General features: G+C 62.7%; 23 protein-coding genes. 7 read left to right on the plus strand and 16 right to left on the minus strand.

Annotated elements, in window-relative coordinates:
* Window positions 1-31: 31 nt before the first annotated feature.
* Window positions 32-922: a LysR family transcriptional regulator gene (locus MESCI2_RS0129090; protein ID WP_027039535.1), complete on the minus strand. Its 891-nt coding sequence runs from the start codon at window positions 920-922 to the stop codon at window positions 32-34.
* A 278-nt stretch (window positions 923-1,200) separates the two neighbouring features.
* On the opposite strand from MESCI2_RS0129090, the gene MESCI2_RS0129095 reads away from it, so the two are divergent.
* From MESCI2_RS0129095 to MESCI2_RS0129105, 3 genes are read left to right on the plus strand one after another with little or no spacing between them, the layout of a single operon-like run.
* On the plus strand, window positions 1,201-4,131 hold the full coding sequence (locus tag MESCI2_RS0129095; protein WP_027039536.1) for a molybdopterin oxidoreductase family protein: 2,931 nt from the start codon (window positions 1,201-1,203) through the stop codon (window positions 4,129-4,131).
* Complete coding sequence (locus MESCI2_RS0129100; protein WP_027039537.1) at window positions 4,128-4,862, plus strand: 4Fe-4S dicluster domain-containing protein; 735 nt, start codon at window positions 4,128-4,130, stop codon at window positions 4,860-4,862. Before MESCI2_RS0129095 ends, MESCI2_RS0129100 begins: the two co-directional genes overlap by 4 nt.
* A gap of 3 nt (window positions 4,863-4,865) precedes the next feature.
* Window positions 4,866-5,801, plus strand: a complete 936-nt coding sequence (locus tag MESCI2_RS0129105) for a dimethyl sulfoxide reductase anchor subunit family protein (RefSeq protein WP_027039538.1) — start codon at window positions 4,866-4,868, stop codon at window positions 5,799-5,801.
* Between the two features lie 6 nt (window positions 5,802-5,807).
* On the opposite strand, the gene pdeM is transcribed toward MESCI2_RS0129105, so the two are convergent.
* The 5 genes from pdeM to MESCI2_RS0129130 form a co-directional block, all read right to left on the minus strand.
* Window positions 5,808-6,524, minus strand: coding sequence for a ligase-associated DNA damage response endonuclease PdeM (pdeM, locus tag MESCI2_RS0129110; RefSeq protein ID WP_027039539.1), 717 nt, complete (start codon window positions 6,522-6,524; stop codon window positions 5,808-5,810).
* Window positions 6,521-9,070, minus strand: a complete 2,550-nt coding sequence (locus MESCI2_RS0129115) for a ligase-associated DNA damage response DEXH box helicase (RefSeq protein ID WP_027039540.1) — start codon at window positions 9,068-9,070, stop codon at window positions 6,521-6,523. Before MESCI2_RS0129115 ends, pdeM begins: the two co-directional genes overlap by 4 nt.
* Before the next feature lie 132 nt (window positions 9,071-9,202).
* Complete coding sequence (locus tag MESCI2_RS0129120; RefSeq protein ID WP_027039541.1) at window positions 9,203-10,063, minus strand: NlpC/P60 family protein; 861 nt, start codon at window positions 10,061-10,063, stop codon at window positions 9,203-9,205.
* A 30-nt stretch (window positions 10,064-10,093) separates the two neighbouring features.
* The gene (locus MESCI2_RS0129125) at window positions 10,094-10,444 is read right to left on the minus strand and encodes a MarR family winged helix-turn-helix transcriptional regulator (protein WP_013533675.1); all 351 of its coding nucleotides are present in this window, start codon (window positions 10,442-10,444) and stop codon (window positions 10,094-10,096) included.
* Window positions 10,445-10,516: 72 nt separating this feature from the next.
* Window positions 10,517-11,881 (minus strand): leucyl aminopeptidase family protein, encoded by a 1,365-nt coding sequence (locus MESCI2_RS0129130; protein ID WP_027039542.1) that lies wholly within the window; start codon window positions 11,879-11,881, stop codon window positions 10,517-10,519.
* Between the two features lie 116 nt (window positions 11,882-11,997).
* Here MESCI2_RS0129130 and MESCI2_RS0129135 point away from each other — a divergent pair, with 116 nt between their 5' ends.
* Entirely contained in the window at window positions 11,998-12,819 is an 822-nt protein-coding gene (locus MESCI2_RS0129135; protein ID WP_027039543.1) for a tetratricopeptide repeat protein, read from the plus strand.
* A 92-nt stretch (window positions 12,820-12,911) separates the two neighbouring features.
* On the opposite strand, the gene MESCI2_RS0129140 is transcribed toward MESCI2_RS0129135, so the two are convergent.
* The 9 genes from MESCI2_RS0129140 to MESCI2_RS0129180 form a co-directional block, all read right to left on the minus strand.
* Window positions 12,912-13,934 (minus strand): type II secretion system F family protein, encoded by a 1,023-nt coding sequence (locus tag MESCI2_RS0129140; RefSeq protein ID WP_027039544.1) that lies wholly within the window; start codon window positions 13,932-13,934, stop codon window positions 12,912-12,914.
* Window positions 13,935-13,943: 9 nt separating this feature from the next.
* The gene (locus MESCI2_RS0129145; RefSeq protein ID WP_027039545.1) at window positions 13,944-14,957 is read right to left on the minus strand and encodes a type II secretion system F family protein; all 1,014 of its coding nucleotides are present in this window, start codon (window positions 14,955-14,957) and stop codon (window positions 13,944-13,946) included.
* 29 nt (window positions 14,958-14,986) lie between these two features.
* Entirely contained in the window at window positions 14,987-16,489 is a 1,503-nt protein-coding gene (locus tag MESCI2_RS0129150) for a CpaF family protein (RefSeq protein WP_027039546.1), read from the minus strand.
* Between the two features lie 29 nt (window positions 16,490-16,518).
* Window positions 16,519-17,808, minus strand: a complete 1,290-nt coding sequence (locus tag MESCI2_RS0129155) for an AAA family ATPase (protein WP_032901418.1) — start codon at window positions 17,806-17,808, stop codon at window positions 16,519-16,521.
* A 38-nt stretch (window positions 17,809-17,846) separates the two neighbouring features.
* Window positions 17,847-18,584, minus strand: a complete 738-nt coding sequence (locus MESCI2_RS0129160) for a CpaD family pilus assembly protein (protein ID WP_027039548.1) — start codon at window positions 18,582-18,584, stop codon at window positions 17,847-17,849.
* A 14-nt stretch (window positions 18,585-18,598) separates the two neighbouring features.
* Window positions 18,599-20,131, minus strand: a complete 1,533-nt coding sequence (locus MESCI2_RS0129165) for a type II and III secretion system protein family protein (protein WP_027039549.1) — start codon at window positions 20,129-20,131, stop codon at window positions 18,599-18,601.
* Window positions 20,128-20,940, minus strand: coding sequence for a Flp pilus assembly protein CpaB (cpaB, locus tag MESCI2_RS0129170; RefSeq protein ID WP_027039550.1), 813 nt, complete (start codon window positions 20,938-20,940; stop codon window positions 20,128-20,130). The genes MESCI2_RS0129165 and cpaB overlap by 4 nt, the downstream gene beginning before the upstream one ends.
* A 211-nt stretch (window positions 20,941-21,151) precedes the next feature.
* Window positions 21,152-21,670 carry an A24 family peptidase gene (locus MESCI2_RS0129175; protein WP_027039551.1) on the minus strand — a complete coding sequence of 173 codons (519 nt, stop codon included), beginning with the start codon at window positions 21,668-21,670 and terminating at the stop codon, window positions 21,152-21,154.
* A gap of 171 nt (window positions 21,671-21,841) precedes the next feature.
* Entirely contained in the window at window positions 21,842-22,024 is a 183-nt protein-coding gene (locus tag MESCI2_RS0129180; protein WP_023811379.1) for a Flp family type IVb pilin, read from the minus strand.
* Window positions 22,025-22,358: 334 nt separating this feature from the next.
* Here MESCI2_RS0129180 and MESCI2_RS0129185 point away from each other — a divergent pair, with 334 nt between their 5' ends.
* The 3 genes from MESCI2_RS0129185 to MESCI2_RS0129195 are packed head-to-tail and all read left to right on the plus strand — an operon-like array spanning window position 22,359 to window position 24,156.
* Window positions 22,359-22,781, plus strand: coding sequence for a pilus assembly protein N-terminal domain-containing protein (locus MESCI2_RS0129185; RefSeq protein WP_013533687.1), 423 nt, complete (start codon window positions 22,359-22,361; stop codon window positions 22,779-22,781).
* A 5-nt stretch (window positions 22,782-22,786) separates the two neighbouring features.
* Entirely contained in the window at window positions 22,787-23,500 is a 714-nt protein-coding gene (locus MESCI2_RS0129190; protein ID WP_346558283.1) for a TadE/TadG family type IV pilus assembly protein, read from the plus strand.
* A 38-nt stretch (window positions 23,501-23,538) separates the two neighbouring features.
* Window positions 23,539-24,156 (plus strand): TadE/TadG family type IV pilus assembly protein, encoded by a 618-nt coding sequence (locus MESCI2_RS0129195; RefSeq protein ID WP_027039553.1) that lies wholly within the window; start codon window positions 23,539-23,541, stop codon window positions 24,154-24,156.
* Between the two features lie 37 nt (window positions 24,157-24,193).
* On the opposite strand, the gene MESCI2_RS0129200 is transcribed toward MESCI2_RS0129195, so the two are convergent.
* Window positions 24,194-25,114 carry a phosphate/phosphite/phosphonate ABC transporter substrate-binding protein gene (locus MESCI2_RS0129200; RefSeq protein ID WP_027039554.1) on the minus strand — a complete coding sequence of 307 codons (921 nt, stop codon included), beginning with the start codon at window positions 25,112-25,114 and terminating at the stop codon, window positions 24,194-24,196.
* Between the last annotated feature and the right edge of the window lie 35 nt (window positions 25,115-25,149).

Consider the following 25,149-nt stretch of genomic DNA (forward strand, 5'->3'; position numbering starts at 1 on the left):
GACTCGGCCTGACCTGAATCTCAGCGAACCCTCACCGTTGATCCGACGTGCCCAGATGCGCCTTGAGCGCCATCTGGGCCAAGCTTGCCTGGCGATCACGATGGGTGATCATGGCGAAGTCGCGTTTCGGCAGTTGGAGCGGCACCGACCTCAGACTGCCTTCGGCCACGGCGCGTGCCACGACAAGTTCGGAAATGATGGTGGCGCCGGCCCCCGCCTCGACGGCCTGGCGAATAGCTTCATTGCTCGGCAGCACCAGGAATATCTGGAGGTCGGCGAGCGAAATCCCTTCGTGGCGCGCCAGATCCTCCAGCACCTCGCGCGTGCCGGAACCACCCTCACGGATGATCCAGCGCAGGCCCTTGATGTCAGGGCGGCCGGGCGCGACTTCGGGGATCTCCGGATGCGCGCTGGCAACCACCAGCATCAGCCTGTCGACGTCGACCTTGGTGCGGCGCAATATGTCGGACTCGGTGCGCCCCTCGACCAGGCCGAGATCGGCCGCGCCGTCGAGGACATTAGCCTCGACCTGCCTGGTGTTGCCAATGGAGACGCTCAGCCTGACGGCCGGATAGGCTTCGTGGAAGGAAGCCAGCCGACGCGGCAGCCAGTAGCTGGCGATGGTCTGGCTGGCGGCGATCGAAAGGCTGCCGGTGACGGTCTGCGAGACATGCTCCAGCACATTGCGCGCGGCGGCGGCCCGTTCGAGCACGGCCTTGGCCTCCGGCAGGAAACGATGACCGGTCTGGGCAAGCTCGATGTTGCGGCCGACGCGGTTGAACAGATGCACGCCGTGCTGTTCTTCAAGCGCCCGGATGGCGGCCGATGCGGCCGACTGCGAAATGCCTAGCAGTTCCGCCGCCTTGGTCATGTGGCCGCGCTCCGCGACGGCGACGAAAATCCGCAACTGGTCCAGGGTCATGTCTGCATTAAGAACCAATATCGATCGAATTTACAAGAACAACTGATTAGACGGATCGATAGCTTTATTCTAAGTTTTTGAACGAAGTTAGAAAAAATTCGCCGAGAGATCGCAGAGAGCAGAATGATCGGGCGGTTCAGATCCCTGCTTGCGCATTGGACCCGCGGCATAAGGCGGCGGCTGAACGGCGATCGCTACCACCCTGAAGAGCATTACATGCGCGGCCCCGGACCAAAGACGCGGGCCAAATCCATGAGCCGTACAGGCACCACCGGATCATGATGCAGGGACCGCCGCGCGGCGCGAATTCGGCACCATCACAACGCCCGCTTGCCGACACGCGCGCGCCTGACGAAGGCGACGGCGTCGACACGTCGCCTGATGTTTCCGACAGCGTCGCCAAGACGACCTGCTACATGTGCGCCTGCCGCTGCGGCATCGATGTGCACATCAAGGATGGCAAGGTCCGCTACATCAACGGCAACAAGGACCATCCGGTCAATCGCGGCGTGATCTGCGGCAAGGGCAGCTCTGGCATCATGCAGCATTACAGCCCGGCAAGGCTCAAGAAGCCATTGCTGCGCACCGGCCCGCGCGGCTCCGGCGAGTTCCGCGAGATCGAGTGGGAAGAGGCGTTTTCGATCGCGACGGAACGGCTCTCGGCCATCCGCCGGACCGCCCCCAGGAAACTGGCCTTCTTTACCGGCCGCGATCAATCCCAATCCTTGACCGGCTGGTGGGCAAGCCAGTTCGGCACCCCGAATTTCGCCGCCCATGGCGGCTTCTGTTCGGTCAACATGGCGGCGGGCGGCCTCTATACGATCGGCGGCTCCTTCTGGGAGTTCGGCGAGCCCGACTGGGACAACACCCGGTATTTCATGCTGTTCGGGGTTGCCGAAGACCATGATTCCAACCCGATCAAGATCGGCCTCGGCAAACTCAAGGCGCGCGGCGCCAAGGTCGTCTCGATCAACCCGTGCCGCACCGGCTACAATGCCATTGCCGACGACTGGATCGGCATCCGGCCCGGAACCGACGGCCTGTTCGTGTTCGCCCTCATCCACGAATTGCTCAAGGCCGGCCGCGTCGATCTCGATTATCTGCTGCGCTACACCAATGCCCATGTCCTCGTCGTGCAGGAGCCAGGTGCCGCCGACGACGGGCTGTTCGTGCGCAACGCCGACGGCAATCCGCTGTCCTGGGACAGGGTGGCGAAGAGACCGGTCAGCGCTACCGATGCCGATGCGAAGCCGGCGCTGACCGGCAGCTTCACGATCGGTGGGCGCCACTGCGTTCCGGTGTTCCAGTTGATCGCCGACCGCTACCTCGATGAGAGCTATGCGCCGGACGCGGTCGCCGAGCGCTGCGGCATTGCCGTCGATACGATCCGCAGGATCGCCGCCGAACTTGCGCATGTCGCCTTCGAACAGACGATCGAACTGCCGATCGCCTGGACCGACTGGGCCGGGCGCCGGCATGAGACAATCAAGGGGCGACCCGTCTCGATGCACGCCATGCGCGGCATCTCGGCCCATTCGAACGGCTTCCACACCTGCCGCGCCATCCATCTCCTCCAGGTCTTGCTGGGCACGGTGGATGTTCCCGGCGGTTTCCGTTTCAAGCCGCCCTACCCCCGCTCCGCTCCGCCCGGTCCCAAGCCAGCCGGCAAAACCGTCAAGCCGATGACGCCGCTTGACGGCATGCCACTCGGTTTCGTCTGTGGGCCGGACGATTTGCTGGTCGATGAGGCCGGCACGCCGCTTCGCATCGACAAGGCCTATTCCTGGGACGCACCGCTGGCGGCACACGGCCTGATGCACACCGTCATCCGCAATGCCTGGGCCGGCGACCCGTACCCGATCGATACGCTGATGATGTATATGTCGAACATGGCGTGGAATTCCTCGATGAACACCGTCGAGACCATTGCCATGCTGACCGACAGCGACGAAGCGGGCAACTACAAGATCCCTTTCATCATCTATTCCGATGCCTATTATTCCGAGACCGTGCCGTTCGCTGACCTCGTGCTGCCGGACACCACCTATCTCGAGCGCCATGACTGCATCAGCCTGCTCGATCGACCGATCAGCCATGCCGACGGACCCGGCGACGCCATCCGCCATCCCGTCGTCGAGCCTGACCGCGACGTCCGGCCCTTCCAGTCGGCGCTGATCGAACTCGGCGCCCGGCTCGGCCTGCCCGGTTTCATCAACGACGATGGCTCAGCCAAATATGCCGACTATGCCGACTACATCGTCAACCATGAGCGCACGCCGGGCATCGGCCCGCTCGCCGGCTGGCGCGGCAAGGATGGGACCTCGACCGGCAGGGGCGAGGCCAATCCGGACCAGCTGCAGCGCTACATCGACAATGGCGGCTTCTGGCACCATGATTTTGCTGAGGACCAGCGCTACTACAAGATGGCCAACCGCTCCTATCTCGATTTCGCGGTGCAGATGGGTTTTATTCCCAAGGCTGAGCCGATCGTCTTCCAGCTCTACTCGGAGCCTATGCAGCGCTTCCGCCTTGCCGCGCGTGGGCATGGCCCTGTCTTGCCACCAAAGGGTGACCGCGAGCGCATCGAGACCTACATGGACCCGCTGCCGTTCTGGCACATGCCCTTCGAGGAAGCGGTCGTCGACCTTGGAAAATATCCGCTGCATGCGCTGACGCAGCGGCCGATGCACATGTACCATTCCTGGGGCTCGCAGAATGCGTGGCTGAGGCAGATCACCAGCCAGAACCGGCTGTTCGTGCATCACCGGACGGCAGCCGGTCTCGGCCTTGTCGATGATGACTGGGTGTGGATCGAAAGCATCAACGGCAGGGTGAAGGGGCAGATCAAGCTGATCGACGGGGTGAACGAAAGCACGGTCTGGACCTGGAACGCCATCGGCAAAAGGCGCGGGAGTTGGGGGCTGAAGGACAATGCGGCCGAATCCAACCGTGGCTTCCTGCTCAACCATATCATCGGCGACCAGACCTCGGCTGACGCTCAGGGCAAGCGCTATTCGAACTCCGATCCGGTCACCGGCCAGGCGGCATGGTTCGATTTACGCGTGCGCATCGTCAAATGCGCGGCGGAAGAAGCCGGCTTCACCGAGCCGCAGTTCGAGCGTTTCCAGCAGCCACCGCATTTCGAACCCTCGCCCGACAGGCTGACTTTCGGTGCCGAATTCCGCCGGGCAAGAGAGGCGACTGAATGACCTGTCTGCCAAGTCAAAGCGGCAAGAAGCTCGGCCTCGTCATCGATCTCGATACATGCGTTGGCTGCCAGGCCTGTGTCACCGCCTGCAAGGAATGGAACACCGGCGGCCACATGGCGCCGCTGACCGACATCGATCCCTATGGCGGCCACGTCGACGGCGTCTGGTTCAACCGCGTGCACAGCTATGAGCACACCACCGAGATGGGCGGTCGAACGGTGAACTTCCCGCGCTCCTGCCTGCATTGCGAAACGCCGGCGTGCGTCACCGTCTGCCCCACCGGTGCCTCCTACAAGCGGGCCTCGGACGGCATAGTGCTGATCGACGAGGACAAGTGCATCGGCTGCAAATTGTGCAGCTGGGCCTGCCCTTATGGCGCACGCGAATTCGACAGTGATGTCGGGGTGATGAAGAAGTGCACGCTCTGCGTCGATCGCATCTACAATGACAATCTGGCCGAGGAAGACCGCGTGCCGGCCTGCGTCGCCGCTTGCCCGACCAGTGCACGGCATTTCGGCGATCTCGGCGATCCTCAGTCGGCTGTCTCGCAACTGGTGGCGGAGCGTGGCGGCGTCGACCTGATGCCTGAACTCGGCTATCGCCCGACCAACAAATACCTGCCGCCGCGCGCCCATACCAATCGCGCCGCATCGGTGGCAGCACCCGCACTCGAACCGGTGCGGGCCGAAGGCGGTTTCCTCGGCTGGGTCGACCGCATGCTTTCGAACTAGCCCATGCATCCAGCCTTCTCCGTGGTCTTCTTCACCACCGCCACCGGCGCCGGCTACGGCCTGCTGGCGCTGCTTGGCGTGCTCGGAGGATTCCAGATCATCCCACCCGATTTCTGGCTGGGCTTCATCGGCATGGGACTGGCATTCGGCCTGATCATGGCCGGGTTGTTGTCCTCAACGGGTCATCTCGGCCGCCCCGAACGCGCCTGGCGGGCGTTCTCGCAATGGCGCAGTTCATGGCTGTCGCGCGAAGGCGTCGCCTCGGTCACTACTTTTATCCCGGCTGGACTGTTCGGCATCGGCTGGGTCTTCTTTGGCCGCAGCGGCGGTTGGGTGACGGTAGCCGGATTGCTGACGGCCTGTGGTGCCGTCATCACCGTCTGCACCACAGGCATGATCTACGCGTCGCTGAAGCCGATCGCCCAATGGCACAGCCGTTTCACGCTGCCCGGCTATCTCATTTTTTCGGCGATGACCGGCAGCGTGTTGCTGAACGCGCTGCTGCAGGGCTTTGCGCTTGGTTCGAAGGTGCAGTTGGCGGCTTGCCTGCTGCTGACCTTGTTCGGCTGGGGCTGGAAAGTGGCGACCTGGCGCTACAACGACCGATTGGAGATCGCGACCACCGCCAACACCGCAACCGGGTTGGCCGGCGGTACAGTGCGGTCGCTGGAATGGCCGCATACCGAGGAAAATTATCTGCTCAAGGAAATGGGTTTCCGCATCGCGCGCAAGCACAGCGCGCGGCTGCGCCAGATCACCCAGCTTCTGGCCTTCGTGTTGCCCTTGGGGCTGCTCGCCATTGTGTCCGCCCTGTCATGGCCGCTGGCAGCGTTGCTGTCGATACTTGCTGCTGCAATCCAGTTCGCCGGCATGCTGGTCGAACGTTGGCTGTTCTTCGCCGAGGCAAAGCACACGGTTACGCTCTACTACGGCAGGTAGAGCTGTTTAGCCCGGCCGCAGCATCGAGCCGGAAATGGCAAAGATGCGTTGGGCGCCCAGCATATAAGCCATCAGCGTGTCCAGCCGGAACAGCCCGGCATAGGCGCGGTCGAGAACGTTGAGCGAACCGGTATAGGCGCCGAAGGCTGGCATGATCATGCGACCGCCGTCGCCGGCAAAGCAGCGGCGCCTCACCGAGCGTCCCTGCTGGACTATGCGGGCGCAGGGATGCAGATGGCCCGCTATTTCTCCTTCGACGCGCTGCTTCGACGGCTCATGCCGGAACAGCAGCGAGCCTATAGCAAGTTCACGCACCGTTTCGCCGGGCAGATCGGCTGGCGCTTCCGGGTCATGGTTGCCGGCGACCCAGAACCAGTCTCGGCCTGCCATCAGCGTTTCCAGCCGTTCGCGGAAGCTTGCATGCATACGCTGGGCGCCACCGCCATCGTGAAAGCTGTCGCCCAGGCTGATGACGATCGACGGCTGGTAGTCTGATATCACGGCCTGAAGCCGCAGCAAGGTCGCGCCGGTGTCGTAGGGCGGAATCAGCGTGCCGCGGCGTGCCAGCGACGAGCCCTTTTCCAGATGCAGATCGGACACGGCCAAAAGCCGCAGATCCGGAAAATAAAGCACGCCGCGCGGGTCGCAGACGGCGCGCTCGCCTGATATGCCGACAAGGTCGGCCTCGGCGATCAGCGATGTGCGCGCCAGCGAAAAATTCATTCCTCAGCCATTCCCGGCCCCATGGCCTCCTCGACCAATGTCGCCGCATCCATCAAAAGCGTTTCATCGGCTTCGCCATTGACGGGCATCTTGCCGATCTCGAGCATGATGGGCACGGCGAGCGGCGATATCTGTTCGAGTGCCTTATGCACGATTCGACCCTGGATGCGCGAGAGCATGTCGGCAAGTCTGCTGACATCGAGCAGGCCGGTGGCCGCGTCGGCACGCGTCGCCTGCAGCAGGATGTGGTCCGGTTCATGGCTGCGCAGCACGTCATAGATCAGGTCTGTCGAGACCGTGACCTGGCGACCGCTCTTTTCCTGGCCCGGATGGCGTTTCTCGATCAGCCCTGAAATCAGCGCGCAATTGCGGAAGGTACGCTTGAGAAGCCAGCTGTCGGCCAGCCAGGCTTCGAGGTCGTCTCCCAGCATGTCCTGGTCAAAAAGTGCGCCAAGCGAAGGCTTCCTGGCTTTGAACATCGCGCTCATGTCGCCCAGTGACCATATCGCCAAGGCATAGTCGGTGGCGACGAAGCCGAGCGGCCTGGCTCCTGCCCTGTCGAGGCGGCGGGTGAGCAGCATGCCGAGCGTCTGGTGCGCCAGCCTGCCCTCGAACGGATAAGCCACCAGATAGTGGCGGTTGCCTCGTGGAAAGGTCTCGATCAGCAGGTCGTCACGCTTGGGCAGCACCGATTTGTCGGCCTGGAACCGCAGCCAGTCGGCGACCTGCTCGGGCAGCTTTTTCCATCGCTGCGGGTCATCGAGCATGATGCGGACCTGTTCGGCGAGATAGGTCGAAAGCGGAAACTTGCCTCCGCCATAGTAGGGCACCTTGGCATCGCTGCCGGGCGCGTTCGACACGAAGCATTCATTCTCGCGGATGCCTTCGAAGCGCAGCACCTTGCCGGCGAACATGAAGGTGTCGCCATGCGTCAACGTTTCGAGGAAGGCCTCCTCGATCTTGCCGAGAACCCGGCCGCCACGCGAAGCCACGCCTTTGCCACCGGCCTTGATATAGCGCACATTCAGCGCCGGCACCTCGATGATGGTGCCGACATTCAACCTGTATTGTTGGGCGACGCGCGGATTGGACACCCGCCAGAACCCATCCTTGTTCAGGCGTATGCGGGCGTAGCGCTCGTAATTCTTCAGCGCATAGCCGCCGGTGGCGACGAAATCGATGACGCGATCGAATGTCGGCCGGTCGAGGCCGGCATAGGGTGCTGCGGTTCGCACTTCGTTGAACAGGTCATCGGCACGGAATGGCGCGCCGCAGGCGCAGCCGAGCACATGCTGGGCCAGCACATCGAGCCCGCCATCGATCAAGGGGGGCGTGTCTTGCGCGCCGAGATAGTTGGCGTCGAGGGCGGCCCGGCATTCCAGCACCTCGAAGCGATTGGCGGGAATGAGGATCGCCTTGGACGGCTCGTCCATGCGGTGGTTGGCGCGGCCGATGCGCTGCGCCAGCCGGCTCGCCCCCTTCGGCGCGCCGACATGCACGACCAGATCGACATCGCCCCAGTCGATGCCGAGGTCTAGCGTCGAGGTGGCGACGATGGCGCGCAGTGCGTTTTCCCCCATCGCCTTTTCCACGCGCCGGCGCTGGGCGACGTCGAGCGAACCGTGATGCAGCGCGATCGGCAACGTATCCTCGTTGACCCGCCACAATTCCTGGAACAGCAGCTCCGCCTGGCTGCGCGTGTTGACGAACAGCAGGGTGGTCTTGTGGCGCTTGATCTCGCGATAGATTTCCGGCGTGGCGTAGCGCGCCGAATGTCCGGCCCATGGCACCCGCTCTTCGGAATCGAGGATGGAAATCTCCGGTTTGGCGCCGCCGGTGACGACGATCAGTTCGGCCATGTCGCTGCCTGTCGAACCCTTGGGTGGATTCTGGCTGACCAGCCAGCGCCGCAACTCGTCCGGTTCGGCTACCGTCGCCGACAGGCCGATCGTCTGCAGCGCGGGGACAAAGCTGCGCAGCCGTGCCAGGCCGAGCGCCAGCAGATGCCCGCGTTTCGACGTCACCAGCGAGTGCAGTTCGTCGAGCACGACGTAGCGCAGATCCTCGAAGAAACGTTTTGCATCGCCGGCCGCAATCAGCAGCGCCAGTTGCTCAGGGGTGGTCAGCAGGATGCCGGGCGGCACCAGCTTCTGGCGCTGGCGCTTGTGGGCGGGGGTGTCGCCGGTGCGCGTCTCGATGGTGACGGGCAGGCCGATCTCTTCCACCGGCTTGCCGAGATTGCGCTCGATATCGACGGCAAGCGCCTTTAGCGGTGAGATGTAGAGCGTGTGGATACCGCGGCGCGCCTGGCCCGGCTTTCTCTTGGGCCGGTTGGCCAGTTCGGTGAGCGAAGGCAGGAACCCGGCCAGCGTCTTGCCGGCGCCGGTCGGCGCAATCAGCAGGACTGATTGCCCGGCCTGGGCCTTCGCCAGAAGTTCGATCTGATGGGCGCGCGGCGACCAGCCTTTCTCGCCAAACCATCTGAGGAATGGTTCGGGCAGGGCCACGGCGGCATTCTGTTCGGCAAGGCGCGGCTCAACTGTCACCCGCCAGAGGTAGCGCGACGGCGCGCGAACGCCAAGGAAAATCGGAACAAAAGGTGATCGAGGTGAGCTTTCCTCGCCCCGTTTATCGGGAGAGGATGCCGGCTCCCCGTGAACGGGGCGAAGGAAGAGAGGCTACGGCCTCCGAAACCCGGTCGGGCCGCCATAGAGATAACCGATGCGATCAACCGCGTCCTTCAGCCCTTCGCGCGACACCAGCATGGTGTGGCCGTTGGCGTGGATCATCGTGTCGGCATCGGTCATGACGGCAACATGGCCCTTCCAGAACACCAGATCGCCGCGTCGCAACCCTGAGAAACCAGGTCCCGGTTCCAGCGGCTCGCCAAGTGTCGCCGCCTGCATATCGGAATCGCGCAGCACGTCGCTGCCGGCCATGCGCATCGCCAGTTGCACCAGCCCCGAACAGTCGATACCGAAACCGGAAGTACCGCCCCAGAGATAAGGTGTTCCTAGAAACGCCTCGGCAACCGCGACATAGTCGGAGGCAGCTTCGCTGAGCGGCCGCAGGTGACCTGCGATCAGCGCCTCGCCGGAAGGCAGGACCGCATAGTGCGTACCGCGCGTCTCGGCGGCCTCCGTCACTGTCACCGTCGATCCCATCGACAATTGTCCGGCGATCGGAAAGCGCAGATCCGGCCCGGGGTAGAGGAAGGTGCGCGGCACGCAGACGATGTGCGTCGGCGCATGGTCCCGTTTGCCCAGCATCGTGTCGGCGACGTAGCCGACATAGCCGTCGCGTTCGGCCTGGACCCAGGCCCAGCCCTCAGCGACATCGAAGACCAGGACATCGTCGCCGAACAGCGCTTGCGTGTTGACGCCGGCGTCCGGTCGGGGCGCCTTGCGCATATCGGCCACTGACGCGATGACCCGCGCCGGCCGGCCGGCGACGAAGCGGTCGGCGGCGACCTCGCCCTTCAGCCTTGCATCGGCGAGATCGGAGCGAAAAGCGTGAAGGCGGGCATCCCTGGCGGTCAAATCGAGCACTCTGTTGAGAAGGTAATGCGCTCACATCGGCAGTTCGAGCGCCTTGGCGATGATACCATCGCCGAAGCGCTCGACAAAGAGCGCGCCTTCGACCGTGCGCCTGATCAGAACATTGCGCTTGTCGAGTTCGTCGCGATGGCGCGAGACGAGTTTCAAAGCGCCCATCGTGTCGAGGGCGCGGGTGATCACCGGCTTGGTGACATTGAGGCGCGCGGCGAGCCCGCGCACGGTGTGCGGCGGCGGGTCGAGATAGATGGTGAACAGGATCGCCGTCTGGCGCATGGTCAGATCGGGCGCGTCGTCGCGCACCTGCGACAGCATCACCTGCTGCCACAGTCGCAAGGCCTGGCTGGGGCGCATCGCAATCGACATCGCGCCAGCATGACGGCAAATTGTTTCGGTTCCGTTTCAGTCAACGCGATTGCCGTCTCTCGTCTGCGACTGTCAACCGTAGCGTTTCGCGATGATCCGCTCCAGCGCGCGGATGCCTTGTGCCTCGCCGCCGGCGGGGCCATGCGGACGGTCAGCCGGGTTCCAGGCGAAGATGTCGAAATGCGCCCAGGCCGCGGTTTTTTCGACGAAGCGCTTGAGGAACAGCGCCGCCGTGATCGAGCCGGCGAAACCATCCGGCGTGACATTGTTGATGTCGGCGATCTTCGACGACAGTTTTGCATCGTAGGGCTGCCACAGCGGCATGCGCCACAGCGGGTCCTCGGCCGCGACGGAAGCCGCCGCAAGGTCGGATGCCAGCGTTTCGTCGCCGGTGTAGAACGGCGGCAAATCGGGGCCGAGCGCGACACGGGCAGCCCCGGTCAGCGTCGCCATGTCGACCAGAAGCTGCGGCTCCTCCTCGTCGGCCAGTGCCAGCGCGTCGGCCAGCACCAGCCGTCCCTCGGCATCCGTGTTGCCGATCTCGACAGTGATGCCCTTGCGGCTCGCCAGCACGTCGCCAGGCCGGAAGGCGTTGCCGGCAATCGAATTCTCGACTGCGGGAATGAGCACGCGCAGTCGTACATTCAGCCCGGCAGCCATGATCATCGAGGCGAGGCCAAGCACATTGGCGGCACCGCCCATGTCCTTCTTCATCAGCAGCATACCGGACGATGGCTTGATGTCGAGACCGCCCGTGTCGAAGCAGACGCCCTTGCCGACCAGCGTCACCTTCGGCGCGTCTTGCTGCCCCCACTGCATATCGATCAGGCGCGGCGCGCTGGTCGACGCGCGGCCGACCGCATGGATCATCGGGAAATTCCGGTCGAGGAGATCGTCGCCCTTGACCACCGAGACTTCGGCCTTGTGCCTGGCGGCCAGGGTCCGCACCGCCTGCTCCAAATCTTCCGGACCCATATCGCTGGTCGGCGTGTTGACCAGATCGCGTGTCAGGAAGACGCCATCGGCAATGCGGCGGACGCGCCCGGCATTGACGCCTGCCGGCAGGCCGAAGCGCAGCGCCCTGCCTGACTTCTTGCCGTAACGGGTGAAGACATAGCCGCCGAGCACCAGTGCGGTGGCCGCGAGTTCGGGCTCGGCCGGCGGAGAGGCGAAATGCCAGTCGCCTTCCGGCAAGGCTTTCGACAGTGCGCCGAGGGCGAGCGCGCCTTCGCCATCGCCGACACCGAACAAGGCGCCGCCGAGCGGCCCGTTTTCGCCGGGCACGACCAGCGTCCTGCCTGCCTCGCCGGAAAAGCCGTTGGCCCTGGCCCAGGCGACAGCGGCCGGCGCGAGACCGGCCGCGTCCAGACCGTCCCTGGCGACCAGATGGACCGGTAGCGCGCCCGGCAATGTCTTCCCGACGAGTTCGACAGGCATGCGATGTTCTCCGTGTGAGTCGCCGTTCTTAACCATCCGTTAGGGTTAACAGAATATTTCTGCGGGAGGGAAGACGGCCACGCAATGGCCGCGCATGAATGGAGGCTTAGGGTGCCATGCCGACCAACCGCAGGATCAATGCCAGAGGAAAACGGCTCATCACCACGGCTCTTGTGCTGGCGCTGACGGCGGGCGTCGCCGGTTGCGGAACCGACAAGCTGTCCACCGGCTCTATCGCACGCACCAGCGGCAAACCGCTGGAAAGCATGTCGGCCGGCGAACTGCACAATGCCACCGGCGCACTTGGCCAATCCTACGCGAAGAATCCCAATGACAAGCGGATAGCGACGAACTATGCGGCGGCATTGCAGATGGATGGCGACGCCGATCAGTCGCTGGCCGTGATGCGCAAACTCGCCATCGCTTTGCCCAAGGATCGTGACGTTCTTGCCTCCTATGGCAAGGCGCTGGCCGCCAATGGCCAGTTCGAGGCGGCGCTCGACGCGGTGCGCCGTGCTCAGACACCGGAATATCCCGACTGGAAGCTGGTTTCGGCCGAAGCGGCCATTCTCGACCAGACGGGTCAGAAGGACGATGCGCGCCGGCTTTACCGCAAGGCACTCGATCTCAAGCCGAACGAGCCTTCCGTGCTCTCCAATCTTGGCATGTCGTATGTGCTGGAAGGTGACCTGCGCACCGCCGAAACCTATATGCGCTCGGCCGCGCAGCAGCCGAACGCGGACAGCCGCGTCCGCCAGAACCTGGCACTGGTCGTCGGCCTGCAAGGCCGTTTCGACGAGGCCGAGAAGATCGCCTCACAGGAACTGTCGCCCGAACAGGCGCAGGCAAATGTCGCCTATCTCAGGCAGATGCTGGCCCAGCAGAATGCCTGGAGCCAGCTCAAGGATCAGGACAAGCCGAAGTCCGCGACCAACTGAGATCACAATCCCAACAACCTCAAACGAAGAAGCCGCGCTGCATGCAGCGCGGCTTCTTCGTTTGAGGTTGGATGCAGGAATTTACCTTGCCGCTACTGGGCGTTTGTTGCCGGCGCCGCATGATCGCCGAAGATACCGCGCTGGCTGACCTGAATGCCGGCGGGACCCAGGATGATGGCGAAAAGCACCGGCAGGAAAAACAGGATCATCGGCACTGTGAGCTTTGGCGGCAGGGCGGCCGCCTTCTTCTCGGCCGCATTCATGCGCATGTCGCGGCTTTCGGCGGCAAGCACGCGTAGTGCATGCGCCACCGGCGTGCCGTAACGCTCGGCCTGGACGAGCGCCTGCGACACCGACTTGACCGAATCCAGGCCGGTGCGGCTTGCCAGGTTCTCGTAGGCCTGCTTGCGCTCCGGCAGATAGGAAAGCTCGGCGTTGGTGAGGATGAACTCTTCCGCCAGCGCCACCGATTGCGCGCCGATCTCGTCGGCGACCTTGCGCAGTGCTGCTTCCACCGACATGCCCGATTCGACGCAGATCAGCATCAGATCGAGCCCATCCGGCCATGCCATCTGGATCGACTGCTTGCGCTTGGTGGCGCGGTTGTTGACGTAGACGACTGGCGCGTAGAAGCCGCCGTAAGCAACGAGGATGCAGACGAACAGCCTGATGACCAATGGCTTGTCGGGCAGTCCTCCGAGCACGAAGATGTAGATTGCGGCCAGCGCGAAACCGACAAAGGGAAGCACGAGGCGGAAGAAAAGAAACCGCGTCAGCGGGTTCTGTCCACGAAAGCCGGCCACCTTGAGTTTCTGCAAGGTGCCTTCATCGGCGAGCGCGCGTCTCAGATCCAGCCGGTCGACAATGTTGCGCATGCCGACCGACTGTTCCTCGCGCAAGCCCTTGCGACGGCGGTCGGCCTCGACCGCAAGCCGGGCGCGCTGTTGCGCACGCAGTTCGTCGCGTTCCAGCGCAACGGATTTCATGCGTGACTTCAGCTGGTTTCCGCCAAACGCCGGCAGCAAGGTGAAGACGGTCGCAAACACCGCTATCGCGACCAGCATCGCGATCAGGAAGCTCGGATCCGTCAGGGTCTTGATGACTTGCTCGGTCATGCCAGCATCCTAGACTTCGAAGTTCATCATCTTGCGCATCACCAGGATGCCGATCGACATCCAGACCGCAGAGCAACCAAGGATCAGGTTCCCGACGCTGGTGTTGAAGAGCGGCATCAGGTAGGCCGGGCTCGACAGGTAGACGAGAAAGGCGACGATGAAGGGCAGCGCACCGATGATCGCGGCGGACGCCTTCGCTTCCATCGACAGCGCCGCGACCTTGGCTTTCATCTTCTTGCGATCGCGAAGCACGCGCGAAAGATTGCCCAGCGCCTCGGAGAGATTGCCGCCGGCCTGCGATTGAATCTGGATAACGATGCCGAAGAAGCTTGCCTCGGTGCAAGGCATGGTTTCGGGCATACGCAAGGTCGCATCGGGGATAGAGAGGCCCATCTGCTGTGAATCGACGATGCGGCGAAACTCGGCCTTCACGGGTTCAGGCGATTCGTTGGCGATCAGGCGCACGGCGTCGTTCAGCGGCAGGCCGGATTTGACCGCGCGCACGATGATGTCGAGCGCGTTTGGAAATTCGTTGAGGAATGCCTTGACCCGGCGGGCGCGGCGAAACGTGACGAACCAGCGCGGCAGGCCCAGCCCCCCGGCCAGCAGCACGCCCGGCAAGGCGATCAGCGGGGCTCCGGCCACAAAGGCGACAATCGTCAAAACGACGCCGCATATTGCGGAATATATATAGAAACGCTCGATGGTGGTCTTGAGGCCGGCCTGACGAAGCTGGGCTTTCAGCGGCGGTTTCTTAACGCGGCTGTCCTTGGTTTTCTGCTTGGCGTCGAGTTCGTTGAGAGAATCCTGAACCGATTTGCGCCGCTTGGTGGCTTCCGCCACGCGGTCGCGCGAGGCTTTGACGACGGAGCGATCCGTCTCGGCAGTCCTGATCGTTTCGAGCCGCTTGCCGACCTGTTTCTCGTTGCTGATCCGGGTGAACAGAAATGCATAAGCTACGGCGCCGGCGCTGAAGCCGGCGAGCACGACAAACGCCAGTACTGTGCCGTCAATTCCAAACATTGGCCCGAACCCTTACACCCCAGCATACGTCAGTCAGCGCGTTTCTCCATCGCCTCGAGCGCAATGGCGAGACGCTGCTCTTCGCCGTAATAGCGTGCACGCTCCCAGAAATGCGGACGGCCGATGCCGGTCGATACGTGCTCACCCAACAGCCTGCCGTTGGCGTCCTCGCCCTTGATGTTGTAGAGGACGATATCCTGCGTGATGATGACGTCGCCTTCCATCCCGATCACTTCGGTGATGTGGGTGATGCGGCGCGATCCGTCGCGCAGGCGCGCCGCCTGGATGATCACGTCGATGGAGCCGACGACGATTTCGCGCACTGTCTTCTGCGGCAGCGAATAACCACCCATGGCAATCATGGATTCGATACGATTCAGGCATTCGCGCGGGCTGTTGGAGTGGATCGTGCCCATCGAGCCGTCATGGCCGGTGTTCATCGCCTGCAGAAGATCGAACACCTCGGGTCCGCGCACTTCGCCGACGATGATGCGCTCGGGCCGCATGCGCAGGCAGTTCTTGACCAGGTCGCGCATCGTCACCTCACCCTCGCCCTCCAGATTGGGCGGGCGGGTTTCGAGGCGCACCACATGCGGCTGCTGCAATTGCAGCTCGGCCGAGTCTTCGCAGGTGATGACGCGCTCTTCGCGGTCGATATAGTTGGTCAGGCAATTGAGCAGCGTGGTCTTGCCCGAACCGGTACCACCCGAGATCACGATGTTGCAGCGAACACGGCTGATGATCTTGAGAACTTCGGCGCCCTGCGGCGAGATGGCGCCGAACTTGACCAGTTGATCGAGCGTCAGCTTGTCCTTCTTGAATTTGCGGATGGTGAGCGTGGCGCCATCGATGGAGAGTGGCGGCGCGATGACGTTGACGCGGGAGCCGTCGGGAAGGCGCGCATCGCAGATCGGGCTGGATTCGTCGACGCGGCGGCCAACCTGGCTGACGATGCGCTGGCAGATGTTGAGGAGCTGCTGGTTGTCACGAAAGCGGATGCCGGTCTGTTCGACCTTGCCGTTGACTTCGATGTAGACGTTCCTGGAGCCGTTGACCATGATGTCGGCGATGTCGTCTCGGGCGAGCAGCGGCTCGAGCGGCCCATAGCCGAGCACGTCGTTGCAAATGTCCTCGAGCAGTTCTTCCTGCTCGGCGATCGTCATTGCGAAGTTCTTGATCGCGATGATGTCGTTGACGATGTCGCGGATTTCCTCGCGCGCGCTTTCAGGGTCAAGCTTGGAAAGCTGCGACAGATCGATGGTGTCGATGAGCGCGGAGAAAACCTGGCTCTTGGTATCGTAATAAGTTTCGCTCTTTTCGCGCTGTGCCCGCTTCGGCTCAGGCGCCAATGGCGGCGCCTCGACCGCACGGCGCGCCGGCGGCGCGACAGGCGCGCCTGGCGCCGCCGCGGGCCGGGTCAGAACCGCCGTGTCCATGGAACCCGCAGCTGGCGGCGCAACAGGCGCCGGTGCTGGCTGGCGAAATTCCGGCGTGAACCGGTTGCCGTCGTCGCTGCCTCTTTTACCAAACATGATCGACTACCGATTCCACTGCTGAAGCGTCACTTCTTGTTGCGCGAGAGCTTGCCGAGCAGGCTGCCGAGCCCGGCCTTCTTCTTGGCCTTGATTTCGCTGCGCCCGGTCAGCACATGCGCCATCTCGTTGATCATCGCGACGACCGGGTTCTTGGCATCCATTTCGCCAAGCATGCGTCCGTTGTTGGCGGCATTGCCGAACAGCAACGGATCAAAAGCAATGACCGACATCGGCGACAGGCCGAGCGGCTCGGCGAAATCGGACGGCGAAATCTCCGGGCGCTTCGGGACGCCGGCCTGGTTGATGATCAGCTTGGGCGGCGGATCATTGGGACGAAGCCGCTTGAGCATATCGACCAGGTTCTTGGTGTTGCGCAGATTGGCAAGTTCCGGTGTCGCGGTGATGACGATCTCGTCGGCCTTGACCAGGGTGTTCTTGGTCCAGCCCGTCCAGGCATGGGGGACGTCGAGCACCAGAAGCGGTACGCTGCGCTGGGCGGTGTCGATGAGCTGAACGAAGGCCTCGGGATCGAAATCATAGACCCGTTCGAGCGTCGAAGGTGCTGCCAGCAGCGACAGATGCTCGGCGCACTGGGTCAGCAGCCGGTCGAGATAGACCTCATCGATGCGTTCCGGTGAAAACACCGCCTCGGCGATGCCTTGCGCCGGATCCTGGTCGAAATTGATGTTGGCGGTGCCGAAAGCCAGATCGAGATCGGCGACGACCACTTCGGATTTGAACAGGGAGGACATCGCCCAAGCCACATTGTGGGCGATCGTCGAGGAGCCGACACCGCCCTTGGCGCCGACGAAGGCGATCGAGCGGCCGAGCGGCTCGGCTTCCGGATCGATGAAAATCGACGACACCACGCTGACGATGTCGGCCATCGAGACCGGAGCGATCACATATTCGGAAATGCCGCTGCGGATGAGTTCCCGGTAGAGGCCGACATCATTGTAGTGGCCGATCACCACCACCTTCGACGTCGGATCGCAATATTCCGAAAGCTGGGCGAGTTGTTCCAGCAATTGCTTGGGCTCGCTGCGCGATTCCAGCAGGATCAGATTGGGCGTCGGCGCCGATTGGTAGAATTCGATGGCAGTGGGGACGCCGCCCATATGGACCTTGAGATGCGCCTTCGTCATGCGGCGGTCCTCGCCGGCGCGCTCGACCGGGTTGGCAACACCGTCGGTCTCGCAGAATGCCTGGATCGAAATCCGCGGGATCGGCCGCAACGCCTGCATCGCGGCGATGTCCTGCTGCGAGGTATCGCTGCCGTCCACCGGGGCGTCGTAGGCAAGGTTGCTCATCGTCATGGTCTTTCCCGTGGCCTGTTCTATCCGAGACTGGCGGCTCAGTACGTCACTTCCGAATTGCCGAGGAACTCGTCCGAGATGCCTCTTGCACGGTAGACATCGATCACCGCGCCGCGGTTTTCAGCATCAATGGTGGAAAGTTTGCGCGGGCCGAGGAGATCGGCGGGGTTGGCCATCTGGGCGGCAAGATTGTTCTGATAAGAGCAGCCGAAATCGGCATAGTGCTTGTTTTCCGACGTGTCGACGAGGTCGGCTGGCCAGCGTCCGCATTTGTCGGTCTGCGCCCTCACCGCAACATAAGCGACGCGGACCGGCGAGGATATCTCGCTGGAGGCAGCCTGATACGAGGTGACGACAAGCCGGTTGCGCTTGACGCCGCTGGCAATCGCGAGCCGGGCGAAATCACGGGCCGCCGCGCTCGCGGCGACCTCGTTGGCCGATCCGCTAGGGACCTGGATCGTCAGCGTCGGGGCGGCACTTCTGTCATAGCCATCCAGGAAGCCAAGAAGCGTGTCGCGCTGAGAGCCCGTCATGCCGCGGTCGCCGGCACCAACCGGCAGATCGATCTTTTGATTCTTCTCGGCGATCACGATCGGATGGTTGGTGCGGTAATCGTCCGGAATGGCGCCGACCGTGATGCTATCGCGCTGGGCGCAGCCCGCCAGCAGCGCAGCCACCGCAACCGCCAGGACCGGAACGGCTCGCCGGCTGACCCGCGAGCGGCCAAAGCGCATCGCTGCCGCGATGGTGCTTGCCTTCAATGCTGACTGAGACATGTCCGCTTCCCCGCTCACTTGTAGATGAAGCCGACAACGCCGTGGTAGCGGCCGTTGGGCTTGTCTGTCTGCATGGTGCCGTAGACGCGATTGACGCGGCCAAGGAACATGCCGGCGCCATCGCTGGCGGCGTTGAAATTGTCGTCCGGCTTGGCAAGGTCGTTGCGGGTCACCGGCTTCACCAGATAGGGCGTTATGATGATGACGAGCTCGGTCTCGTTGCGGACGAAGTCCCTGCTGCGGAAGAGGGAGCCGAGCACCGGGATCTTGGCCAGGCCAGGCAGGCCCGAGATAGCCTGGCGAACGTCGTCGCGAACGAGACCGGCGATCATCATCGACCCGCCCGAAGGCAATTCGACGGTGGTATCGGCAAGCCTTTTGCGGATCGACAATATCGTCATGCCGGGTTGAGTGCCCGAACCTTCGAGGGTCGGCGCACCATCCGTGGTCGGCTCCGAAACAGACGTCCTGACCTTGAGGCTTATGCGCCCCGCCGACAACACGACCGGCTCGAACTCGAGGCCAATGCCGTATTCGATCTTTTCAAACGTGTATGTAGTCAGGCCGGTCTGATTGTCGGTCGAGACATTGCTCGAGCGACCGGTGGCCAGATTGTACTCGCCGCCGACCTTGAACGTTGCCTTCTCGCCGGACACGGCGGTGAGGGTCGGCTCGGCCAGCGTCTTCATCACGCCACTTTGCTCCATGGCATTGATGTAGGCCTGGAGGCCGTTGCCGATCCCGTCTCCCAGCAACAAACCGGAACTAGCCGAAAGCGGCTTGCCCAACCCGAAAGCAGGCGAGCTTGCCGCGCTATAGGAAATGCCGTTGGAGCTGCCGCTTCCGACCATATTGACGCCGAGCTGCTTCATCACGGAGCGGCTGACTTCGGCGACCGTCACCTTCAGCGTGACCTGGTCGTCGCCAATGATCTGTAGCAGGTTGACGATCTTGCTGGTGCGGCGCTCCTGGTCCGGATTGTTGATGTCGACACCGCTTTGGGCCGAACCGCCGGCGGCGGTCTGCGAATACTGTCCCGTCGTCGCTTCACCACCCGAAACGAAGATCGTCGCCAGGTCTACCGCGCGCTTTGCGTCCAGCGGCGTGTCGACCGTTCCGGTCAGGACGACGTTGTCGTTCAGCAGTTCCACCTTGATGGCCGACGTCGGCAGGAAGCGCCTGATATAATCCTCCAGGCCGGCAACGTCGCGTTCCACGGCCAGGTCCAGGCTGACGATCTGCTCGCCATTGGGGCCGAAGACAAAGATGTTCGTCTCGCCGACCGCCTTGCCGAACAGATAGATGCGCCGCGCGGTGCGGGTCACCGCATCGGCAACCGCCGGGTTGGCGACGAGAATGTCGTAGGCATCGCTCGGCAGGTCGATGACCACCGACTTGTTGAGGCCGAGCTTGACGCGCTGGGTGGCCGTCGATGCCGTGACCTGCGCGTTCTTTGCCTCGACGACGCTGCCTTGCACGTTCGTTCCGACGAGCAGCAGGCCGAATGCCGCGGCTACGATTGCCGGCAGTTTGCCACCTAGCTTCATTTCCTTGCTCCCACTTCGGAAACTTCGCCCGACTTGATCAACCTCACCGTTCCCCTGCGGCCATTGCCGGAAACGAGATAGTCGGCCTCACCCACATTCTTTTCCTGCGTGTCCGCGACCGCCCGCAGCGCCAGGGTCAGGCGATCCGCCATCTGCTGGGCGACGGTGATGATCTCCGCCTGCTTGGGCGTCAGTTCCAGCGTGGCGGTCTGGCCCACCCTGGTCTTCTTGCCTTCCTCGTCCTCCTGAATGGTCTGGTCGATGGCCAGGACGCGGATGTTCTTGAGGATGGTCTCGGTGTTGAAGCCGGCGGAGCCGCTGGCGGCATCGGCCCTGCGGGTCATGATGACATCGACGAAATCGTTGGGAAGAATGAAGCCGCCGGCCGACGTATCGGCCGAGATGGCCGTGGCGACCGCCCGCATGCCGGAAGGCAGGATCGACGACATGAAGCTCTGACCCTCGCCGATCAGCTTGGAGCGCCGCAGGGGTTCTCCGGCATACATCGCCACACGGGCAATGGAACCCTTCAGCTTGTCCAGTGCCTCGGGCTCGGCGGTGCGGGTGATGAAATTCGCGTTGACGCCGTCGGCGGGCCAGGATTGCCAGGCGATGTTGTTTTGGATCGGGTTGCCCATCGGAACGTCGCCTGAAAGCACAAGCACATCCTGGAGTGCCACCGCCGGGGCCTGGGGGCCGGAATCGACGGCGACCTGGGGCGGCGGTGCCACCATGTTCTTCGCGACATAGCCAGCGCCACCCGCCGCGGCCACCGCCACGCTCAGAATTATCAATCGCGATGCTGGCATCTGTCCGAACCCTTGCCCTGGCAAACCACGTAGCCAAGCCGGACTTTGCAGCGGCAATCGTCAAAACAAGGTTAATGTAATGCTTACGATCGTGATTAATTTAAGGTTTACATAAATTAGCCGGAATTTGGCCAGAACGACCAAAATGGCCGGGCCGGCCCTGTTGAGAACGGGGCTCGGCAATGCTGACAGACAATAAAATATATCGTGGTCAGGCCGCCAGCCTGGCCAGCGCCCATATCATCAAAGGCGAGTCCGGATAGGTCAGCAACCCGCCAAGGCCGAGCGCGACGCCGTAGGGAACGCCTTTAGCCTCGTCGGCGAAATGGCGCAGAAACGGATTTTGGCCGGTAACGGCCGCAAGCATCGACTTCCGGTAGAGGATGATCGCGAGCGTCAGCAGGCCGCCGATGATTGTCGAGGCGACAAGATACTCCACGAGATTGACATTGAGGCCCATCCAGATCGCGGTTGCGGCCAGAAGCTTGGCGTCGCCGCCGCCCATGCCGCCTATTGCAAACAGGCCGAACGTCACGGCCAGGACCAGGGCGCCGGCGGCGAAGTGTCCGCCATAGGCCGCCCAGTCCATGCCTGTAAGGGGCGCGACCAGCGCGAAGACAACGACGAGCAGCACCGGCACGCGGTTGGCGATCGTCATCGACAGCATGTCGGAGATCGCGGCAAACAGCATGCAGAACGGAAAGACGACGAAGATCAGGGCTTCAAGCATCGGCGCCATGCCTATTGTCCGATTTCACGGGCTCAATCTAAGTATGTTCGATTAACGATTGATGAGGCCAGGAACGAAAAGACGACCTATATTGGCAGCGGCATAGAAAAAGGGCCGCCACGCGGCGGCCCTTTTCCAGAAATGTAATGCAAGTGCTCGGCGATAAGCCGATCAGCTGCCGCTCGGCGTGCCGTTCAGGGTGGTGCCGATGTTGGTGAACTTGGCGTTCAGCGCATTGCCGAGCGTGCCGGCGCCAGTGATGATGGCGAGCGCGATGAGAGCGGCGATCAGACCATATTCGATAGCGGTCGCGCCGGATTCGTCCTTCACAAAACGTGCGATGAGATTAGACATTCGAGAGCTCCTACTCCACGTGTTACAGCACTTCCGTCAACTTCTGTGATGGTTGATCGGATGCTGCCAATCTAGGGAGAAGCTCTTTCGATCGGCTTAAGAAACAGCCTTACCGATTCCTTTCCCGGTTCGAACATATTGCGTGGTTAACTTCGGGCTAAAGTACCGCCGCGCCTTCCTGTTCCGAGTTTGGCAGGCTTGCGCCCCGACCGGACCGCGCCTCGCGGGCGCCCTTGCCGGCCATTCTCACGATTGGCAACATCGCATGCTTAACCGTTGATTCACCAATCTCGTTCATGTTCCGTTGATCAGTCCGCCTGCGTGGAGCGCCTCAATGGCCCAGCCGAGATCGTCAATCCTGATTGCCGCGCTTCTTGCCGTCTCGAGCTTCGTGGCGCCCGCCATGGCCGGCGCCGGCATCGAGGTCACGATGAACCAGGCCAAGATCGTCAAACTGTCGCGCCCCGCAGACACCATCGTGGTCGGCAACCCGGCAATCGCCGACGCTTCGGTGCAGGACGCTTCGACGATCGTGCTCACCGGCAAAGGCTTCGGCGTCACCAATCTGGTCGTGCTCGATACCGACGGCAGTCCCATCGTCGACGAGCAGGTTACCGTCGTGCGGCAGGCCGCTTCGTCGGTGCGCATCTATCGGCGTGCCGAAATCCAGACGATGTCCTGCACGCCCTATTGCGAAAGCTCCTACAAGAGCGAAGCGGAGAAGTCTTCCGAAGCGGAGATGAGCGTCAGCCGATAGGTGGCGTGATCGGCTGCCGTTCCGGTTATCGGCTGGTTAAGAGGCCTGCGCCGACTTTAACGATCATCCAAACCGGACCTCAATTGGTTTGCGCTAATGCTCCTTCCGAGACCGCATCGAGATCGGCAGGATCGGACATGAGCACGGAATTCGGCTGCACAGGCGACCACAGAGCGGGACGCCGAAGGTTTTTCGCCCGCTTCCTTCGTGACCGGCGCGGCGCCACGGCAATCGAATTCGCGATCCTTTCAGTCCCCTTCGCGCTGCTTGTCTTCGCCATTCTGGAAAGCTGCATTTCGTTTGCCGCGCAGGAAGTGATGGCCAACATCACCGACGATGTCGCGCGACAGTTGCGCACCGGCCAGTTAAAGGCGGCCACCGTCACTGAAGACGGGTTGAAGACCACGATCTGCAACAAACTGCAGATCATCGTCGCCCAGGATTGCAAGCTTCAGTTGATGGTGGATCTTCGCCAATACACGGCATTCGCAGACGCGGCGGCGGCCGGCTTCAAGATCAAGAACAACGATGTCCAGTTGACGAACGGCACCACCGAAGTGCCCTTTTCCACTACGGCGGGTGCGGCGGAGTCGAGGAACATGCTGCGGGTCTTTTACAAATGGCCGATCATGACCGACCTGCTGGCCAAATCGATGGGCGGCAACAAGACCCTGCATTTCGCATCGGTGACCTGGCAGAACGAGCCGTTCGACAACTGAGCGGAATGCACGAGCAGTATAAGAAAAGGGCAATGAGCATGATGCGTGCGGGGGCACATCTTATGATTACGGGAGTTTGGCGCAAAGCAAGTCGATTCTGGTCGGATCGCCGCGGCATCGCGGCGGTCGAATTCGCTTTGATCATGCCAATTCTGCTGATCATGTATTTCCTCACAATGGAAGCGTCGCAAGCCATCGAGACCAGCAAGAAGGTCAGTCGTATCGGCAGCATGGTGGCCGATCTCGTCACCCAGCAGACAAGCGTCCTCAAAGCGGATGTCGACGCCATCATGCAGATCGGCAGCGTCACCCTTCAACCCTACAATCGCTCAAACCCGACCATCACCATCACGGCAATCCAGGTCTCGGCCGATGGGACACAGGCACTGGTGGTGTGGTCACGCAAATTGGTAGCCGGCGTCGCCAGCCGTGGCGCCGCCGCCACCACCGCGACAACGGTCCCGGCGGCGCTCAGAGTCGCCAACACTTTTCTCATCCGCGTCGAAAGCAACCTCGGCTATACGCCGGTCATCGCGTGGAGCGCGAGCAGTCAGCAGAAGCTTGGGCTGACCTCGGCTTTCAGCAACATAACCATGGGCGAAACCTATTTTCTGCGCCCCCGCAGAAGCGTGACGATCCCTTGCAGCGACTGTTGAACAAGAGGCAGCCAGGCGTTACGCAAGGCCGCTCCAGCTACTGCTGCTGTCCGCGGTCCGAAACGAAGCGCACGATAGCAGCGGCCATCTCGTAGTCTTTGGGCGCCACGGTGGCGAAGCCGCCGGGATGCTTCGACTCCAGAAGGTCGTAGATATCGGGCGTCGTCGACTTGAGGTTGGTGAGGAACACGGTGAGCCGGCGCTTGGCTTCGGGGTCGAGATCGCTGCGGACCGCGTGCGGGCCGTATCTCAGCAGACCCGACGTCCACACGACACGAAGCGCCGTCACCGAGAGCCCAGCCGCCTCCAACCTCGCCTGCGTGCCCGACGGTTCTCGCGGGCCGTCGGCAGCGGCCGTCACCCAGCCGAAGAGGCCATCGGCGCTGCCATCGACCAGCATCGTCTCGGCCGTCGCGGCCGAATCGGCACGGACCAGAAACGGTGCATCTTCCGCGATCTTGCGGCCTTCCGCCGCCAACGCCGCCAATGGCAAGAGAGAACCGCCGACGCTGTCCGAAGGCGCCATGGCGATACGATGGCTGTCCATCGCCGCAAGGTCGGGCAGCTTGCCGTCCCGCGTCAGCAGAACGGAGCGGATGCCGATCGAGCCGTCTGAATCGACCGGAGCGACAAGCGGCTCGATACATAAGCAGCGTTGCGAGGCCGTCGCATATGCGGTGGCCGAATAGATCGCATATTCGATGCGGGAATTGGCCTGCGCCTCGATCAGCGCGGCATAGTCGCGGGCAACGACAAATTCGACCTTCATACCCAATGCTTTGGTGTAGGCGTCGGTCAACACAGCCAGCCCCGGAACGGCGTTGCCGGCACCTGGCTCGGCAACGATGCCTATGCGAAACGTGCCGATATCATCGCGCCAGTCGGCATGCGCCGGATTGGACCAGAGTGCGATCTGCGCCAGCATGAGAGCGGCATAAGTCTTCAGCGCAACTCTCATGACAGGAACCACGGTCTGTTGTCCTCGATCCATGC

The organism is Mesorhizobium ciceri WSM4083, assembly GCF_000519305.1.
Taxonomy (GTDB): domain Bacteria; phylum Pseudomonadota; class Alphaproteobacteria; order Rhizobiales; family Rhizobiaceae; genus Mesorhizobium; species Mesorhizobium ciceri_B.

What these genes read in the sequence shown, in the direction of transcription:
- MESCI2_RS0129090 (WP_027039535.1), bottom strand. Translation starts at nt 922, where the DNA reads ATGACCCTGGACCAGTTGCGGATTTTCGTCGCCGTCGCGGAGCGCGGC.
- MESCI2_RS0129095 (WP_027039536.1), top strand. Translation starts at nt 1,201, where the DNA reads ATGATGCAGGGACCGCCGCGCGGCGCGAATTCGGCACCATCACAACGC.
- MESCI2_RS0129100 (WP_027039537.1), top strand. Translation starts at nt 4,128, where the DNA reads ATGACCTGTCTGCCAAGTCAAAGCGGCAAGAAGCTCGGCCTCGTCATC.
- MESCI2_RS0129105 (WP_027039538.1), top strand. Translation starts at nt 4,866, where the DNA reads ATGCATCCAGCCTTCTCCGTGGTCTTCTTCACCACCGCCACCGGCGCC.
- pdeM (WP_027039539.1), bottom strand. Translation starts at nt 6,524, where the DNA reads ATGAATTTTTCGCTGGCGCGCACATCGCTGATCGCCGAGGCCGACCTT.
- MESCI2_RS0129125 (WP_013533675.1), bottom strand. Translation starts at nt 10,444, where the DNA reads ATGTCGATTGCGATGCGCCCCAGCCAGGCCTTGCGACTGTGGCAGCAG.
- MESCI2_RS0129130 (WP_027039542.1), bottom strand. Translation starts at nt 11,881, where the DNA reads ATGCCTGTCGAACTCGTCGGGAAGACATTGCCGGGCGCGCTACCGGTC.
- MESCI2_RS0129135 (WP_027039543.1), top strand. Translation starts at nt 11,998, where the DNA reads ATGCCGACCAACCGCAGGATCAATGCCAGAGGAAAACGGCTCATCACC.
- MESCI2_RS0129140 (WP_027039544.1), bottom strand. Translation starts at nt 13,934, where the DNA reads ATGACCGAGCAAGTCATCAAGACCCTGACGGATCCGAGCTTCCTGATC.
- MESCI2_RS0129145 (WP_027039545.1), bottom strand. Translation starts at nt 14,957, where the DNA reads ATGTTTGGAATTGACGGCACAGTACTGGCGTTTGTCGTGCTCGCCGGC.
- MESCI2_RS0129150 (WP_027039546.1), bottom strand. Translation starts at nt 16,489, where the DNA reads ATGTTTGGTAAAAGAGGCAGCGACGACGGCAACCGGTTCACGCCGGAA.
- MESCI2_RS0129155 (WP_032901418.1), bottom strand. Translation starts at nt 17,808, where the DNA reads ATGACGATGAGCAACCTTGCCTACGACGCCCCGGTGGACGGCAGCGAT.
- MESCI2_RS0129160 (WP_027039548.1), bottom strand. Translation starts at nt 18,584, where the DNA reads ATGTCTCAGTCAGCATTGAAGGCAAGCACCATCGCGGCAGCGATGCGC.
- MESCI2_RS0129165 (WP_027039549.1), bottom strand. Translation starts at nt 20,131, where the DNA reads ATGAAGCTAGGTGGCAAACTGCCGGCAATCGTAGCCGCGGCATTCGGC.
- cpaB (WP_027039550.1), bottom strand. Translation starts at nt 20,940, where the DNA reads ATGCCAGCATCGCGATTGATAATTCTGAGCGTGGCGGTGGCCGCGGCG.
- MESCI2_RS0129175 (WP_027039551.1), bottom strand. Translation starts at nt 21,670, where the DNA reads ATGCTTGAAGCCCTGATCTTCGTCGTCTTTCCGTTCTGCATGCTGTTT.
- MESCI2_RS0129180 (WP_023811379.1), bottom strand. Translation starts at nt 22,024, where the DNA reads ATGTCTAATCTCATCGCACGTTTTGTGAAGGACGAATCCGGCGCGACC.
- MESCI2_RS0129185 (WP_013533687.1), top strand. Translation starts at nt 22,359, where the DNA reads ATGGCCCAGCCGAGATCGTCAATCCTGATTGCCGCGCTTCTTGCCGTC.
- MESCI2_RS0129195 (WP_027039553.1), top strand. Translation starts at nt 23,539, where the DNA reads ATGATGCGTGCGGGGGCACATCTTATGATTACGGGAGTTTGGCGCAAA.
- MESCI2_RS0129200 (WP_027039554.1), bottom strand. Translation starts at nt 25,114, where the DNA reads ATGAGAGTTGCGCTGAAGACTTATGCCGCTCTCATGCTGGCGCAGATC.